This window comes from Paenibacillus sp. RC73 (genome assembly GCF_044908085.1).
Classification (GTDB): Bacteria; Bacillota; Bacilli; order Paenibacillales; family Paenibacillaceae; genus Paenibacillus; species Paenibacillus terrae_A.
Genome location: NZ_JBIYCV010000007.1, coordinates 208,730 through 224,905 on the forward strand (window position 1 = coordinate 208,730; position 16,176 = coordinate 224,905).

Consider the following 16,176-nt stretch of genomic DNA (forward strand, 5'->3'; position numbering starts at 1 on the left):
TGAACAGAAAAATGTTGACCTTTTATAAATGATGGTGTTAATATTCAAATGTAAAGCGCTTTAATTTAGTTTATTTTACGAATAAAACATATAATTTAGTTGTTTATTTAGTTTTGTTTAGGGGATGTTGTGAATTTGGCGAGAAAGGAAAGGTGATTCATTTGAGTTTAAACATTGCTGAAAATCAAAGAAGTTTTATCAAAGAGGGAAAACTCTTTTTTTATTTGGCAGATACGGTTTGGAGCGTATTTACCAACGCGACGTTGGAGGAGTGGAGCGATTACCTTGACTATCGGAAGATGCAGGGCTTCAATGTGTTGCAAATCAACATGCTTCAACAATGGGATGCAAGTGAATCGGATCTGAATCTACAGCCGTTTGCGTTACTGGAAAATGGAGACTTCGACTACCATACATTAAACGAAGCTTATTTTGATCGAGCGGAAGTCATGATAAAAATGGCTGTAGAGCGTGGATTTGTTCCAGCACTGGTTCTGTTGTGGTGTAACTACGTACCGGATACATGGGCTGAAATGTTCCAAAAGGGCAATAAAATGCCGTTTGAATGCATTGAACACTACGTAACGCACGTCGTAAACCGTTTTTCTCCATTTGATCCTATTTTTCTGATCAGTGGGGATAGTGATTTTCCAACTGAACGTGCCAATTCCTATTATTTAAAAGCACTGGATATTGTACACCAATTAAGCCCGGCAAGCTTAACTACGCTGCATATTCAAGGAAGATTGAGGGAAATTCCTCATGTCTTTGAGAAACACAAGGGTCTTGCATTCTATATGTATCAATCAGGACACAACTCCCAGTTTCAACATGTAGCCCACGAGATTGCTCAACATTTCTATCATAAGTCGGATATACGGCCTGTAATTAACGGGGAGCCATGTTATGAACAAATTAGTTACAGCCGCAATGTGTATGGCAGATATACTGCATTGGATGCCAGAAAAGCAGCATGGCAGAGTCTCCTTGCAGGTGGGGGAGCAGGAGTAACATACGGAGCGCACGGAATTTGGAGCTGGCATAAAAAAGGGAAGAAATTCGGCATCGTAGAAGGGGAAGGCTTTGATAGCCCCTATGATTGGAGAACGGCATTGCGTTTTGAAGGTGCATGGGATTATTCATTTATTAAATATCTGTTTGAAATGTATAAGCTTGTTGGCATTAGGCCGCTGGATATTGTTCTAAATAAGACAGAAGAGATTAGAGCCGCCGGAAACGAGAATACCGTAGTTTTGTATATTCCGGTTAACACAAAGGTGCGGTTAAGCATCAATGTGCAGGATTACAAGTTTACAACGATTGATTTAGCGGGAAAACGTTTTGCCCAAACAGAGGTGTACATCCAGGATGGTCAATCCATTATAGACATGCATAGTTTTGAAAGTGATGTTGTGATCATCGGAACAAAATAAAACAAAAGACGAACATGATGGCAGCTATGATCGTGGGTAAGCTTGCAGGCGGTATAAGCGTCATAATTGTCGCTGCTATTGCAAGAAAGAAAATAGAAAGCGCATCCAAGAAGGAGTGAACATGATGGATCATAAAAAAACAGCCGAAGAAGTATTAAGTTCAGTGGGAGGAAGCGAAAATGTGAACAGTGTAATTCACTGCGTCACTCGATTGAGGTTCAAATTAAAGGATAATCAATTACCAGATAAAGAAAAAATCAAACAGATTGACGGTGTCATTACTGTCGTAGAAAGCGGCGGACAATTTCAGGTGGTCATTGGTAATGAGGTCCCAAAGGTATATGAAGCTCTTTTGGAGACGATGGGAGTAAAGCCGAATCAAGCGAGTCAAGAAGAGCAAAACAATGAGAAATCCAGTTTATTCTCCCGATTTGTCGATGTAATTTCAGGCGTGTTCATGCCCGTTGTTGGTGTGCTCGCCGCTGTGGGGATTCTAAAAGGACTTTTGGCTTTATGCACATCCCTGGGCTGGATGACGGATCAGATGGGCACGTATAAAATTTTATATGCGACAGCAGACGCTATGTTTTATTTCTTTCCGGTTATTTTAGGGTTTTCAGCAGGTAAAAAATTTGGAGGAAACCCGTACCTGTCTGCTGTTTTGGGAGCCGCCTTGGTATATCCGACCATTACTTCCGCCTTTACGGATAAAACGGCGCTGTCCTTTTTGACCATACCTGTCGTTCTGATTAATTATACTTCTTCTGTTATACCTATCATTATTGGAGCATTGTTGGCAGCTAAGGTCGAAAAATTTATAAGTAAGTATGCACCTGCCTCCATTAAAATGTTCATTGTGCCTTTTCTGACTTTGGTCATCATATCACCGATTGTTTTTCTGGTTGTCGGGCCGATAGCAACTATAGTCAGCGATGGGTTAGCTAAAGGCTCCATGTGGATTTACCAGTTAAGTCCGGCTGTAGCTGGTCTCGTTCTGGCCGGGTTCTGGCAGGCCATTATTATCTTCGGTCTGCATTGGGCATTTATTCCAATCCTCCTGAATAATGTAGTTACGAACGGGTTTGATCCGATTAACGGTATGTTGTTCTGTACTACTTTTGCTCAAACCGGTGCGGCCTTTGCCATTGCTTTGAAATCACGTGACCCTAAATTAAAACCTATTGCCACTTCTGCTTCAATTGCGGGTTTGATGGGAGTTACGGAACCAGCTATTTACGGTGTTACGCTACCTGCCAAAAAGCCGTTTATTTTAGCTTCCATTGCCGCAGGTATAGGGGGAGCCGCAGCAGGTTTGCTGGGATCCACGGCATATGGTTTTGCCTCAGGCGGCGTTTTCGGTATTCCTCTGTTCATTAATCCAAAAGGTATAGATGCAGGTTTCATCGGCTTTATCATATCTTTGGTTGTGGCTTTTGTACTCGCATTTATCCTGACCTATCTTTTCGGCTATAAAAATGCTAAACCTGCTTCTGAGATTAAGGTTGCAGATGAAAGCAAAGAGGAGGAAAAAGCGGTATTCAGTCCTTTAAGCGGGGAATTGATTCCTTTAACCGCAGTAAAAGATGAAGCGTTCTCCAGTGGTGCGATGGGTCAGGGCGCGGCTATTATTCCAAGAGACGGGGTAGCCTACGCGCCGTTTAACGGAACTGTTGTTACCGTTTTCAAAACAAAACATGCGATTGGGCTTATTTCTGAGGATGGTGTTGAACTGCTCATTCACATTGGAATAAATACGGTCAGCCTGAAAGGAAAGCATTTCACTTCTTTTGTGTCTGAAGGAGATACCATTCAAAAAGGAGACAAGCTGGTTGAATTTGATCCCGAGGCTATAGCAGATGAAGGATATGATATCACCACATCCGTCATTGTAACTAATACAGCCGTGTACACAGATATCATAATGGAAGCTACAACAGTTATTCATGCTGGAGACCAATTATTAAAGATTAGATAGATTCCGAACAGTAGTGATAAAAAAAGAAAGTCATAATGCTGACGATGGCCCGTGTGTAAAAAGGGATGTCGTCAGCTATTATTTTTGGGGGATAATGGTTTCTGTATCGTCTTGGAGACCTGCCCTACTTTAAGCTGCTGGAGTAATTCTTCATTAAAATAATAGCTTACCCCACGCCCAGCGCGCCCATCATTTGCCGGAAGGATTGCACATATTTATCCGGTGCTAACAGGTCGACGACCCTTGTCAGCCCCTTCTGGCGAATGGATTCGCGGTCGGGCGCGTTGTTCATCAGATCCAGTCCCTCCAATATCGCCTGCAAGATATCTCCTTGCGCATAAAATTTACCCGTTACGTTGTGATCGATGAAGGCTCGCACCCCGTCAGAATCAGAGCTGAGCACGGGACAGCGGCAAGCCATGGCCTCAGCTACGGCGTATCCAAATCCCTCTACCAGTGAAGTGGACAACAGATACCCTCCCGAATCGCCAATCATGGAGTAATACAGAGGCATTTTAGCATGGGGCACGTTGTTGAAACGTTCTACAATGGAGGACAAGCCAAGCTGTGTAACCATGCTCTCGAATTGTACCTTATCCTCTGGCTGCGAAAGGGTATTATCATAGAACATCCAGATGCGAAGATCCGGGCGGTTTTGCAGCATCCAGTAAGAGATATCGATAAAATGCCTCCAGTTTTTGTTCGGCTCCAGTCGCCCAACCCATGCAATGACCGGATTGACCGGAGGAGTGTTAGGTACATAATTAAATACGCTGGTATCCAGTACATTTGGAAACACGTAACGCTTAAGCCACGGACACATGCTGGAAAATAGTTCGACCAGATGCGTAGTGGTGGGTAGCAGTACTGCATTGGCGTATCTTTGAAGAAACGGTGTGGCTTCGCCTACTACCAATGCAGCCTCCACGTGCGGACCGAAGCCCTGTGATTCATAGATTAGCACACCCTGATAGCCCAACATGCGCAGTTTTGCGAGCATCTGGTAATCCGACGAGACGATGATGGCATCGTAACGGTGAGTGTGTATCAGACTAGAAATATCTCCCTCGGAAGAAGTCGTAAACACGGGAATATCTCCATGCAAGTTTTGCATCCCCGTACCCTGCTGATAGTAGAGAAGATGGCATTCAATCCCATCCTGGCTAAGCACCTTGCAGCGTTGGCGGTTCAAGGTTTCCACGCCGCCGCTGGGTATATAAAAGGTAAATAGGACTTTGATCTCAATAACCCCCTTCAGCCAATCGAAAGTTTCTTATATACCAAGGTATTCCAGCAAAAGGACAGGGTGTGGGTATCTATGGAAGCCTAGATGGAATCAGCATAAAATTGTGGCTGATGCGGGGATGCAAATGAATGTTAGAGCGAACCGTACAAGTTAACGAGTGTAAAAGTACATTCGTTCACATTTTAGACATATTATTTTAAGCTTATATTTAAGTGACTTTAAGCTGGAGTTATATGTGTGGGATTAACATTAGAGTTTAAAAGTGTTGCATGAGGTGCAGATGAGGCCGCTCCGCGAAGGATTTGAGCTTTCGATCAGGCGAGCGCTAGCGCTTCTCCAGCTTCAAAACCTCCGCTACGCAACATTTTGGATGTGTGAGAAGGGAATAGAGCCGTTTGGACGAATGGGTAGTTTACAGTGAAAGACTATGACTTTGCAATATGATAAAAGAAAGGGTGAAGCGTGTGCTCAAGGTGCAGCAGGTGAGCAAGTGGTACGAGGGCAACCGGGGCGTACATAAGCTGGATTTTGAAATGCAGCGTGGCGAGATTGTCGGGTTTCTGGGGCCTAATGGTGCAGGCAAAACGACGACGATGCGCATGATTACAGGGTATCTCCAGCCGAATGAGGGAGTGATTACGATTGATGGCATACCGATTCAGGAGCAGGGCAGACAGGCTCGTTCCAAAATCGGTTATTTGCCGGAAACGCCCCCTCTGTATGGAGATATGTCCGTTCGATCCTACTTAAAGTTTGTGGCAAGCATTCGAGATGTACCTGCGAGAGAACAAAAGCTGCGCATTTCTGAGATGATTTCCCGGCTTGGGCTGAACGGGCGTGAAAAGCAACTGGTACGCAGTTTGTCCAAAGGGTATAAGCAGCGTTTGGGACTGGCGGGGGCAATTATTCATAACCCGGATTTGCTGGTGCTGGATGAGCCGACCTCAGGTTTGGACCCGAATCAGATTCTCGAAATTCGCCAGCTCATTCAGGAGATTGGAGAAAATCATACGGTGCTGCTCAGCACACATATTTTGCCCGAGGTGGACGCCTTGTGTAATCGGGTTCTTATCATCCATGAGGGTGAGTTGGTGCTGGATGGACGGCCTGAGGCGCTCGGCGGTTCGATGGAAGACGGATTTAAGGTAAAAGTAGAGGTCAAAGGCAGCCGTGAGCAGGTGCTGAACGTTCTTAGCGGTTGGGGGAAAGTAGAGGTGGAGCTATTAACATCTGGCCTGTCTCAAGCTGACACGAAGCAGACTGCAACTGAGCAAGATTTGACCGGGCTGTTACTGACAGGCGCCTCCAGTGAGGATTTCCGTGAGGAGCTTTTTTATGTGCTGTCTGGTGCGAAGCTTCCGATTTTGGAGTTGAAAAAAGAAAGCCTCAGCTTGGAAAATATATTCCAGCAGTTAACGACTCGCGAGTCGAAAACGGGTCAGGCAGATCAAGTGAATTCAGTGGAACAAGTCGAGCATTCGACGGAAAATGAAATCTCCGCAGATGTTACGGAGGACAGTGAGGAGGCTGCGTCCAGCAACGACAAGGACGGGCAAAACAAAAGTACAGGAGGTGAACGGCCATGAGGCGTTTGTTCGCGGTCTGTCAAAAAGAGCTTCAAGCCTATCTATGGACGCCGACAACGTATTTTGCGCTTGCGGTGTACATGCTGCTGACGGGGTTGCTCTTTTACACAAATTTTGTCATGTATCAGCCAAGCATCTTGGATTATCGGCTGGTACTCGGTGATACGCTGTCCATGCTGGTGTTTGTCGTCCCACTGCTCACGATGAGGCTGGTTGCGGAGGAATTCAGGCAGGGTACGGATGAGCTGTTACTTACCTCGCCTGTGAGTGTGACGGAAATGATTGTGGGTAAATTTTTGGCGTCGCTGGGCATGCTGCTCATTTTGGTGCTGTGCAGCCTGGCATATCCGGTCGTAATGTCCTTTTACGGGGCGTTGGACTGGACACTGGTATTTACGTCTGTGATCGGTCTGTTTATGCTGGGTGCAGCCATGATGGCCATTGGTCTGTTCGCTTCGACGCTTTCGCAGCATCAGATGATGTCCGCGGTCGTCAGCTTTATTATTTTGCTTGTATTTTGGATGCTGGATTCGTTTGGTGGACAAACAGGCGCGTCTGCGGCATTGCAGCAATGGCTGGAGCCTTTTTCACTAACCGCACGGTTTGACAGCTTCACCAAAGGATTGCTGAACGGAGCCGATGTGCTGTATTACGTGACGGTGGCGGGGCTCTTTTTGTTATTCAGCATTCAGGTGGTCGAACGGAAACGGTGGAGGTGATGAACATGAAAAAATGGCTGGGTCATACAAACAGTGTGGTATTGTCGGTTGCTGCTGTAGGTATTTTTATTTTGCTGACGTTGTTTCTGCGTTCGCTGGGAGGCTTTCAGCTAGATTTGACGGCAGGCAAACAGTATACGTTGTCTGATCAGACATTGACGGCCATTCAGGGAGTGAAGGAAGACGTGCGTCTGATTGCTTTTACCGTATCGACTTCGCAAAATCAAAAGCTGAACCGGGACGTTACGGATATGCTGAGGGAATACGCCAAGCGTAACAGCAAGCTCAAGGTCGAGCAATATGATCTGAATCAGGAGCCGCTGCTGGCCAAGGAATACGGTGTCACCGAAGCATCCATCGTGCTGGTTCAGGGTGAGAAGAAACGTGTTATTGATATAGGTAGTCTGTTTACACAGGCACAGGGAAGTAGCGAGGGGGCGTACCAGTTTACAGGGGAAGAAAAGCTGACCAGCGGACTGCTGGGGCTATCGTCTACCCGCCAGGGAAAAGCCGTTTTCCTGACCGGACATGAGGAAATCCCTTTGTCCCAAATGACCGGATTGAGCAATTCACTGGCGCAGGATAATGTGAAAACAGAAGAAGTGCAGCTCAATCAGGCGGGTAGCGTGCCTAAAGATGCATCGGTGCTGGCTATTGTTGGGCCGCAACGGGATATCAGCGCGACGGAGCTGAAAAGCATTCGCACCTATTTGGAGGGTGGTGGAAAGCTGTTTCTGGCGTTGGGCTTTCATCCGAACATGCAATCGGACTGGAAAAATCTTGACGCACTGGCGGCGGATTACGGTGTGAAGGATACACATGCGATCGTGGTGGATCAGGAGCAGACGAATACGCTTGGACCTCTGTTTACAGTACCCACCTTTGGCAGTCATGCGATTACCGATAAGCTGGCGGCCTCCAATCTGTACCCGGTGCTTTCGCTGTCTATTGCTTTGCAAGCGGGGGAGCAGAAGAATTGGAAGACTACGGCCTTGCTCAAATCTTCTGCCGCCAGCTATGGGGAAACGAATATTCAGGGGCTGCTGAACAACGAAACACAGAAGGATGACAAGGACCCGCAGGGGCCGCTTGATCTGGGTTACGCGGTAGATGGCAAGGACGGCAAGCCTAAGGCAATTATTCTCGGAACGTCGGCCCTTCTGAGCGACACCGAGATCAGCACGGGAGGCAATCGGGATTTTGTGCTGAACAGTCTGAATTATGTACAGGAACAATCTGACGGGCTTACCATTCGTCCTCGTCAGGAGCAGGATTATAAGGTGGTTTATTTGACTCCTGCGCAAGCGAAGATTATATTGACCCTATCCGTGATCGGATTGCCGATGTTGTTTGCGGCAGCCGGAATCTTATTATGGTGGAGGCGAAGAAGAGCATGAGAAAATGGATACCCACAGTGCTGCTGTTAGTTGTATTGGGAGCGGGTATAGTCTATGCCAAGAGCCAAAACTTTTTTCGTGAACAAGCTCCTGCTGCTCGCCAGCTGGTCCAGCTTACGCAGGGGGATATTACGTCTTTCGCTATAATGGGGAAGGACGGCAAGCCAGTGGAGCTTAACCAACGTGATGGCAAATGGAGCATGAGCAAGCCGCAGTCTTATCCGTTAAACGGTTATACGATAGACAATTGGTTAGCCGCTATTCAAAACGTGAAGCTCGGTGAGGTGGTGGAGTCTTCTCCAAAAGACGTAGCCAAATACGGAATCAGCGCCACCAACAACCAAATTCAGATCAAGACCAAGGATGGAAGCGAGCATACCTTTGCTTTTGGCGAAACGTTGCCTTCCGGAGATGCTGCTTATGTGCTGTCAGATAAAACAGAGGTAGCTTCCGTACCTGTGGATACCCTTTCCGGGTTGTTACTGGGTGCAGCCGATTTTACGGATACGACGCCGTTTGACTGGGATGATGACAAGCTGGGCGGACTGGAGTGGGAAGGCCAGTCTGCGTCTTGGATGCTTAAGTCATCCGGTGACGGGGGAACCGGGGAAAGCTCTTCCACAGCTTGGACGTTGAATGGAAAGTCGGTAACCAGTGATACGGCGACCTCCTTATCGCAGCAAATCAAAAATCTGGCCAGCAGCCAGTCCTTGCGTAAAGCCTCCGAGCTAAACCAACCTGTTCACCGCTTTACGCTGAGCGTATCGCTGGGCAAGCAGGATGAGTCGCAGCAGGTGTATCAGGGCTGGATGGTGAACGGTGAACCGGATATCGTATGGGTCGTGCCTCCGCAAAGCAATTGGGCGTATGGTCTGTCGGCATCTGACGTGAAGCGTATTGAACAGGCTGGACATGACCAGGCTCAAACTGGAAAATGATCATCTGAACACGAGCTTGGAGCATGATCAGATCCGCAATCAAACAAATTTTCCGGTATGAAACAAACAAAGAGGCTCCATCGGCGAGGATCGTCGGTTGGAGCTTCTTTGTGTTCGTTATTCATCAGGCTTGCTGCCTTTGGAAGAATGACGGTTCCCATCGTTTAATTCCTTAATGACCTCAATCAGCTCATGGAGCGAGAGATCCAGCTTATCCAGTTTTTCTTCCATGGTGTGCAGGATGTGCCGCAACAAAATAAAGCAAAGACCTGCCGGAAAGCCTACGTTGGTTATGATAGAAAGAGCATCATCCATCTGCAATGGTTTCCCTCCTTTTTAGCCGTATATAAAGGAAGGTAAATCAAAAGAACCGTATACAACCGACCTAAAAAATAGTATAATAAATAAGAACAAATGTTCTTATTTGGTTGTGAAATGTGTTCTCAAATTACCCTATAATATGAGGATTTCGAAAAGCCAAATCCAAAGAGAAAGGGTGGTTTATGATGAATCAATCTCAGCTAACATTGGTTGAACAATATCGTAAGAAGCTGTATCGCATTGCATGGAGAATCCAGTATCGTGCCCGGGTACAAACCAATCATGAATTTGTCATGGAAAAGAACGAAGCCGTCGCTACTCCATCTTTTACAGACTCTGCAAACTCTAAAATGTACATTCTACAGCTCATTAACTCTCTACCATCTGAGATCGGAAAAGCCATCATCTTTGACCTTTACATACTAGACAAAACCGAAGCACAGATTGCAAGAGAGCTGAAGCTATCCCAACAGGCGGTGAATAAATGGAAAAAGAAAATGCTGCGTCAATTATCTCAGATGCTGAGTTCATCAAACTGCTCAAATTAGCACGAAACGGAGATCAGGAAGCTATGAGCAGTATACTTCATCTGTTCGAGGAAGATATTCAGAAAACCAGTCGGTATATCCGAATGTCCCGGGAAGATGCCGTCCAAAGTATTGTGACTGATTTTATAGAAGATTTGAAGCGTGACGATATTTGAAGTGATTAAACCGGATGCCATTATTATGATACAGAAAAGAAAAGGTGCAGGCTTTTGAGGGCCTACACCTTTTTGTTTTAGTGAATGATATAAATGATTGCGTGGGGGAGTTTAATCAACATACTTATTCCCGTCAGCGTCAATATAAATGGACTGAACAGCTGTACGGCGGTATGGATAGCCTGCCTCTGTAGTTCCCTCGATTTCATAGGTTACGGAATAAATGCCGGGCTTGTCCGCTTTGGACAGCTCGATTTGTCCGGTGGGGTTAACCGCTTTTTGTTGTACCGTCAGATCTGTGGACGCAGGAGTAATTCCTTGCTGTGGATCACCGTAATATTGAACCTGATACGTGACTTGTGTAACGCTTTTAGGGGAATCCTGTGGTTGCAGATTCAGCTTCGGACCTACGGCATTCAGATTATATTTCAGCTCAGGAACCTGAGCGGCCTGATAACGGGCGATCAGGAGATACGCTCCTTTATCAGGAATCGTGACGTTCAGTTTATAGATGCCCGGTTTTGGATTTTTGATGACTGCATTATGATGCCAGGCACCAGCAAAAATTTCGTCATCATAACCTGCTTTCAGATTAACGATCTCGCTGGTACCGTCAGGCTTGGTCAGCTCAAGTTTACTTACACGTTTATCGCTGATCCAGTCCAAATCAATGGATTTGACGCCATTTTCAACGGTGAGGATTTCGGAGGCTTTTCCGTTATAGTCTCCGCCGCGGATAAAGTATGAATTGTCGATCTCGCTATAGGTGGATGTTAAAGCGGAAGCACGCAAGGAAGATGCTGCTGAAAGTGCTTCAGTTTCCTGATTCAATGCTGGAGTGTTTGCTTGGAGGTAAGGTTGGATCAGGGAGAAGACATAAGAGCCGGTACGAACTTTGGCATGATCCCAGGGGCCGACTTTAACTACACGTCCACCGGGAAGCTTGGCATTGTCGACTGCGACTACTCCATCATTTTTGCCAAAGGATGAAAGATAAAGTCCGCCCAGTATGTAGGAAGCGCTTCCGTCAGACCAGTTATCACCAGCAAACGTGAAGAATGGAATTGTAGTCGCGTTGCTGAGTGCATCGGTCTTGGATCGGAAATACTTCATATAAGATGTCTGTAAAGTGGAGGTGCCTGGATTTTGTGAGCCGACAATATCTGCCAGCCATCCGGCCCAGCTACTGTAAGCAAGATCTGCAAGCTGTGAGCCATGGTGGGGACTGCTGAGGGTGATCACACGTTGTACATAGGGAGCGGCTCCGTTATATGCAAGAGCGGTTTGAGTATCCACTCCACCTTTGCTGTGGGCAATGATGATGAGTTTTTTTCCAAAGTGATTACTAATGACCTTGATTTTGTCGGCTAAAAGCTTACCATTGTCCCACATATCCTGTGATGTGCCATTTGCATCGTACAGATTAACGGTGGCCGTCTGGTATCCGGCGTCACGTGCGCGCTGAAGCATGTCGTTATTATTCTTCCAGACTTCCGCGCTGCTGTTCAAACCATGTACAAATAATAGTGCGGGCTTGGCAGGATCCACGCGATTAGGTGGTGGGCCTTCTGCCCAGCTTCCTCCAGGATCTTTCGGGGGTTGGGGTGTAGTGGAGCCTGCAAAAGCGCCGACAGGGACAAGAGTGACGGATAACAAAAAAATGAGCATCAAAACGGTGATCTTTTTCAAACTGAAAATCCTCCTTTGTAAAATAAAGTATTTTTCAACCTTATTATACATGCCATCTTGTGGTAAATCATCAATTGTATTTCATATTTACATTAAAAATTTATTTATTTAGTCATTTTTTAGTCAGGATAGCCCTGAGAATCATAGCGCATCCTAATCTCGTCACACATTTTATATGTATGGAGGATGAGTTCATGCCAGGGACTAAGAAGGTAATCAGTTTAACGATTTCTGCTGCTTTGCTCGCCAGTATGGCTGCTTTGACAGGGTGTGGGACTGCGAATCATAATGTCCGCACGAACACTACCCGCTATAACGCGCAAAGTACACATCATATGGATGGTGTGAACCGTTTCGGAGTTAAGTCCAATGGTATGGACGGGATGCGTTTAAACCAAAATGCCAATGGAACTGGACACCAAATTGGTAATCTGCAAGTCGATCGCAATTTGTCCAAACGTATATCCGAGTTGCCGGATGTAAAATCTGCGACAGTGCTGGTCGGTAACCGTAATGCTTATGTAGCGGTTTCCTTGAAGGACCAAGCCAACGGAACCGGTGTAGGTACTTCAAGCGTTAAAGGTACTAAGCATCCCATGAATACACATGGCATGACTACGTATGGGGTGGATGGTACAAGAGGCAACTATACCACCGATGGCATAGCGCCGGGAATTACGGACAATGGAATGAGCCGACCCGTAACACCTCCGCGTCGTGGTGACGGATTGTACGGCACGATGGGTACTGGTTCTTATGGTATGATTCGTGGCTTGGCGGACGGTACCCGCACGGATATCGGACGCACGGATGGCACCACAGTGGAAGGCGCAAGAACTGCGTATGAGCCTAGTACGTTGACCGAAGCCGTCAAAAGTCGCATCGCCAACAAGGTAAAGCAATTTGCACCTTCGATTGAACAGGTGTATGTATCGGCTAACCCCGATTTTGTAAAGCATACCACTGACTTTACACGCAGTGTGCAAAACGGTCATCCGATCAAAGGAATGAGTGCCCAATTGGCGGATATCATCCAACGGGTATTCCCGACTCCTGCTGCTGGTGCAACTCATCCAACAGATGGATCAACAACCGCACCAACTCGTCCACAAAATTATACCCCTGCACCTATGAATCATCGCTAATTCACCACATATGTGTGTAATGCCAAAGAAAGAGCTATCCATCTCGGCGAAATCGCTGAGGGATAGCTCTTTGGTTTAGGGGAATCATAAGAAGAAATTATCTTCGTATTCCTTTAATCCATACGCCTTGCAGCTTTAAGTCCGCATCCAGTAACAGAACGTCTGCTTGTTTGCCTGCTGCAAGCGAACCTGTTCGATGCGCAATGTTCAGGGACTTAGCCGGATTCAGGCTGGCGGCTTGTGATGCCTGGGGAATGGTCAGACCCACATGACGAACCAGATATTGGAAGCCTTCAATCATCGTCAGCGTGCTTCCTGCCAGAGTCACGCCATCCTCCAGCCGTGCCACACCGCTCTGCACGATTACTGGTAAATCACCGAGTGTGTAATGCCCGTCCTCCAGTCCGGTGGCAGACATAGCATCGGTGATAAGAATAAGATTGTGCTCCCGTTTCAGCTTGGCGAGCAGGGAGACCGCTGCCGGATGCACGTGGATACCGTCCGCAATCACCTCCGCTTCAATGCGCGGATCGGTAAGCACGGCTCCGGCGGCTCCCGGCTTGCGGTGATGCAGCGGAGTCATGGCATTGAACGTATGCACCGCATGGTTCAGGCCCGCCGCCGCTGCGCGTTCCACCTCTTCATACGTGGCATCCGTATGACCGAGAGCCGCAGTAATGTTATGGCTGCGCAGCCAGGCAATCAGCTCTAGCGCGCCTTCCCGCTCTGGTGCAAGCGTCAACTGGCGGACAAGGCCCGGATAGCGCTGCTCCCATTCCTTCGCCCAGGCCAGATTCGGCAGTTGAATATGCTCCGGGTTTTGCGCTCCCGGCCAGTTCGGGCTAATAAACGGCCCTTCCAGATGTACGCCCTCCAGTTGTGCATAGGGCATAGGCTGCGCCATATAGGCGTAAACCTCACTTAGCACCTGGTCGATTCGCTTTTTTGGTGCGGTCATGGTGGTAGCCAGCATGGCGGTCGTTCCTTGTGAGCCGTGAAAAGAGGTAATCGTATCCAGTACCTGCGGATCGGCGTCCATAAAGTCCTCTCCGTTACCGCCGTGAACATGAATATCAATAAAGCCCGGCAGCAGGTAGCCGCTTTCCAATCGCATGATGTTTGCCCCCACCGCTGCCCCATCACCCTGATTTTCCACTACTGCTGCAATTAGATCAGCAGGCAAATCATCCTCTGCACCAGCATATACGATGGATTGCCCCTCAATTGCGACAACCCCTTTTTCAATCATGTGATCCCCAATAACGACTTGTCCATACAGTAGTTGGGTTAAATCAAAAATCGTTTCATCCGAGTTCAATTCAACCAGCCTCCCGCTTCCTGATCCAGTAAAATCAGCACGTTGGGATGACATTGCAGCAGGGAAGCCGGGCATTTTGTGGTTACAGGTCCGGTGAAAGCCTGCTTTACAATGTCTGCCTTATCCGCGCCAAAAGCTACCAGTATAATTTGCTTCGCCTTCAGAATCGTGCCTACCCCCATTGTGACTGCTTGCTTGGGTACATCATCTATATTGCCAAAAAATCGGGCATTCGCTGTACGCGTCCTCTCTTCCAAATCTACCACATGTGTGGCTCCGGTCAGGCCGTGCCCGGGTTCATTAAAACCGATATGACCGTTGTGACCAATGCCGAGCAATTGGAGATCCACGGGTCCATGATCTAGCATTGCCTGCTCGTGGGCCGCACATTCTGCTGCCAGATCAGCCGCATTACCGTCAGGTACGCGTGTATGGGCAAGAGGAATGTCGATATGCTGAAACAAGTGCTCATTCATAAAGCTGCGGTAGCTCTGCGGATGTTCCGGGGGAAGACCAACGTATTCATCGAGATTCACGGAGTAGGCTCGTGCAAAGCTCACCTGTCCCTTACGGTACATTTCTACAAGATGACGGTAAATGCCGATAGGTGTACTTCCGGTAGCAAGCCCAAGCATGGCTTGAGGCTTGTTCAGCAGTAAACTGGCGATCACAGCGGCAGCGGTAGCATTCAGGTCTTCACGGCTGTTCAAAATACGTATGTTCATCTTTAGTGGCCCCCTGGTTGTTTTTTGAGCTTGCTTACTTGCTGATACGAACCTTCCAGTCTCGGAATATATTTGTCAAAATCCGCGCTGACCATACCTGTAAACAGGATATCTATGATATGAAGCTGGGCAATGCGGGACGCCATATCTCCACGCCGCATCCCTTCTTCCAGCGAGGAGGAAAATAGCGCAATATCCGCAACACCTGCCAGCGTGTTATTTCCGAAGGAGGTCAGGGATAATGTTCTGGCTCCCTGTTCCTGTGCACAGCGCAGAGCCGCGATGGTTTCCTGTGTTTCCCCCGAATAGGAGACGGCAAAGGCGACATCTCCCGGCCCAAGCGAGGAGGCAGAGGTAATCTGCATGTGCGAGTCCGCGAAGGCGGTACTATTTTTGCCAATTCGAATGAGCTTTTGATAAAAATCCTGCGCCACAATCGAGGAAGTCGCCATGCCGTACAGATCAATGCGGCTTGTGGCGGACAGCCATGCAATCGCCTGCTCCAGCTTGCTGAAATCCAGCAGTCGGGTCGTGTCCGCAATAGATGCGGTATGATTCGCCTCTATAGCTTCCACGATACGAGAGAGCGAATTTCCGGCGACGATGTCCTGATAGGAGGCTTCACCGTCACTATTAGAACGGGGCAGCTCGGCGGCCAGCTTCATTTTGAAATCGGGATAGCCTTTAAAATGAAGTGATTTGCAAAACCGCGTAACGGTCGCCGGACTCACACCACAACGCTCCGCCAGCTCCCGAATGCCCAGATGCAGCACATCTCCCGGAGATTGCAGAATGGATTCCGCCAGCTTGCGCTCTTGGACGGGAAGCTGCTCCAATCTGTGGGTTAAGGTATGAAGAATGGGGGACATGAGCTGCGCTCCTTTGGCTGTAGAGTATTTTACATGAAAATAAATATCGTAAAAATAAACATTAAAAAGAAAATTATTTTCATATCTATTGTAAAATAATCCTGTCGCACTT

General features: G+C 47.6%; 15 protein-coding genes. 9 read left to right on the forward strand and 6 right to left on the reverse strand.

Going from position 1 to position 16,176, the window contains the following annotated elements:
• The first annotated feature begins 152 nt into the window (after window positions 1-152).
• On the forward strand, window positions 153-1,433 hold the full coding sequence (locus tag ABH897_RS18280) for a glycoside hydrolase family 140 protein (RefSeq protein WP_404519583.1): 1,281 nt from the start codon (window positions 153-155) through the stop codon (window positions 1,431-1,433).
• Window positions 1,434-1,557: 124 nt separating this feature from the next.
• Window positions 1,558-3,408, forward strand: coding sequence for a beta-glucoside-specific PTS transporter subunit IIABC (locus ABH897_RS18285; RefSeq protein ID WP_283656320.1), 1,851 nt, complete (start codon window positions 1,558-1,560; stop codon window positions 3,406-3,408).
• 166 nt (window positions 3,409-3,574) lie between these two features.
• Here the strand turns inward: ABH897_RS18285 and ABH897_RS18290 are convergent, their stop codons facing one another.
• The gene (locus ABH897_RS18290; protein WP_404519585.1) at window positions 3,575-4,609 is read right to left on the reverse strand and encodes a glycosyltransferase family 4 protein; all 1,035 of its coding nucleotides are present in this window, start codon (window positions 4,607-4,609) and stop codon (window positions 3,575-3,577) included.
• Between the two features lie 485 nt (window positions 4,610-5,094).
• Between ABH897_RS18290 and ABH897_RS18295 the strand changes: the two genes are divergently transcribed.
• From ABH897_RS18295 to ABH897_RS18310, 4 genes are read left to right on the forward strand one after another with little or no spacing between them, the layout of a single operon-like run.
• The gene (locus ABH897_RS18295) at window positions 5,095-6,240 is read left to right on the forward strand and encodes an ABC transporter ATP-binding protein (RefSeq protein WP_283653099.1); all 1,146 of its coding nucleotides are present in this window, start codon (window positions 5,095-5,097) and stop codon (window positions 6,238-6,240) included.
• Window positions 6,237-6,959 carry an ABC transporter permease gene (locus tag ABH897_RS18300; protein WP_283653098.1) on the forward strand — a complete coding sequence of 241 codons (723 nt, stop codon included), beginning with the start codon at window positions 6,237-6,239 and terminating at the stop codon, window positions 6,957-6,959. The genes ABH897_RS18295 and ABH897_RS18300 overlap by 4 nt, the downstream gene beginning before the upstream one ends.
• Window positions 6,960-6,964: 5 nt before the next feature.
• On the forward strand, window positions 6,965-8,356 hold the full coding sequence (locus tag ABH897_RS18305) for a GldG family protein (RefSeq protein ID WP_283653097.1): 1,392 nt from the start codon (window positions 6,965-6,967) through the stop codon (window positions 8,354-8,356).
• Window positions 8,353-9,294 (forward strand): DUF4340 domain-containing protein, encoded by a 942-nt coding sequence (locus ABH897_RS18310; protein ID WP_283653096.1) that lies wholly within the window; start codon window positions 8,353-8,355, stop codon window positions 9,292-9,294. Before ABH897_RS18305 ends, ABH897_RS18310 begins: the two co-directional genes overlap by 4 nt.
• A 117-nt stretch (window positions 9,295-9,411) precedes the next feature.
• Here the strand turns inward: ABH897_RS18310 and ABH897_RS18315 are convergent, their stop codons facing one another.
• Window positions 9,412-9,609 (reverse strand): hypothetical protein, encoded by a 198-nt coding sequence (locus ABH897_RS18315; protein WP_283656319.1) that lies wholly within the window; start codon window positions 9,607-9,609, stop codon window positions 9,412-9,414.
• A gap of 191 nt (window positions 9,610-9,800) precedes the next feature.
• Between ABH897_RS18315 and ABH897_RS18320 the strand changes: the two genes are divergently transcribed.
• Together ABH897_RS18320 and ABH897_RS18325 are read left to right on the forward strand one after the other, a co-directional pair.
• Window positions 9,801-10,163 (forward strand): sigma-70 family RNA polymerase sigma factor, encoded by a 363-nt coding sequence (locus tag ABH897_RS18320; protein WP_283656318.1) that lies wholly within the window; start codon window positions 9,801-9,803, stop codon window positions 10,161-10,163.
• A 23-nt stretch (window positions 10,164-10,186) separates the two neighbouring features.
• The gene (locus tag ABH897_RS18325) at window positions 10,187-10,318 is read left to right on the forward strand and encodes a hypothetical protein (RefSeq protein WP_252361499.1); all 132 of its coding nucleotides are present in this window, start codon (window positions 10,187-10,189) and stop codon (window positions 10,316-10,318) included.
• A gap of 111 nt (window positions 10,319-10,429) precedes the next feature.
• Here the strand turns inward: ABH897_RS18325 and ABH897_RS18330 are convergent, their stop codons facing one another.
• Window positions 10,430-12,007, reverse strand: a complete 1,578-nt coding sequence (locus tag ABH897_RS18330; protein WP_404519592.1) for an esterase/lipase family protein — start codon at window positions 12,005-12,007, stop codon at window positions 10,430-10,432.
• Between the two features lie 194 nt (window positions 12,008-12,201).
• On the opposite strand from ABH897_RS18330, the gene ABH897_RS18335 reads away from it, so the two are divergent.
• Window positions 12,202-13,152: a YhcN/YlaJ family sporulation lipoprotein gene (locus tag ABH897_RS18335; protein WP_283653094.1), complete on the forward strand. Its 951-nt coding sequence runs from the start codon at window positions 12,202-12,204 to the stop codon at window positions 13,150-13,152.
• Window positions 13,153-13,249: 97 nt separating this feature from the next.
• Here the strand turns inward: ABH897_RS18335 and nagA are convergent, their stop codons facing one another.
• The 3 genes from nagA to ABH897_RS18350 are packed head-to-tail and all read right to left on the reverse strand — an operon-like array spanning window position 13,250 to window position 16,064.
• The gene (nagA, locus tag ABH897_RS18340) at window positions 13,250-14,470 is read right to left on the reverse strand and encodes an N-acetylglucosamine-6-phosphate deacetylase (RefSeq protein WP_283653093.1); all 1,221 of its coding nucleotides are present in this window, start codon (window positions 14,468-14,470) and stop codon (window positions 13,250-13,252) included.
• The gene (gene nagB / locus ABH897_RS18345) at window positions 14,467-15,195 is read right to left on the reverse strand and encodes a glucosamine-6-phosphate deaminase (protein ID WP_283653092.1); all 729 of its coding nucleotides are present in this window, start codon (window positions 15,193-15,195) and stop codon (window positions 14,467-14,469) included. The genes nagA and nagB overlap by 4 nt, the downstream gene beginning before the upstream one ends.
• A gap of 2 nt (window positions 15,196-15,197) precedes the next feature.
• Window positions 15,198-16,064, reverse strand: coding sequence for a MurR/RpiR family transcriptional regulator (locus tag ABH897_RS18350; protein ID WP_283653091.1), 867 nt, complete (start codon window positions 16,062-16,064; stop codon window positions 15,198-15,200).
• Between the last annotated feature and the right edge of the window lie 112 nt (window positions 16,065-16,176).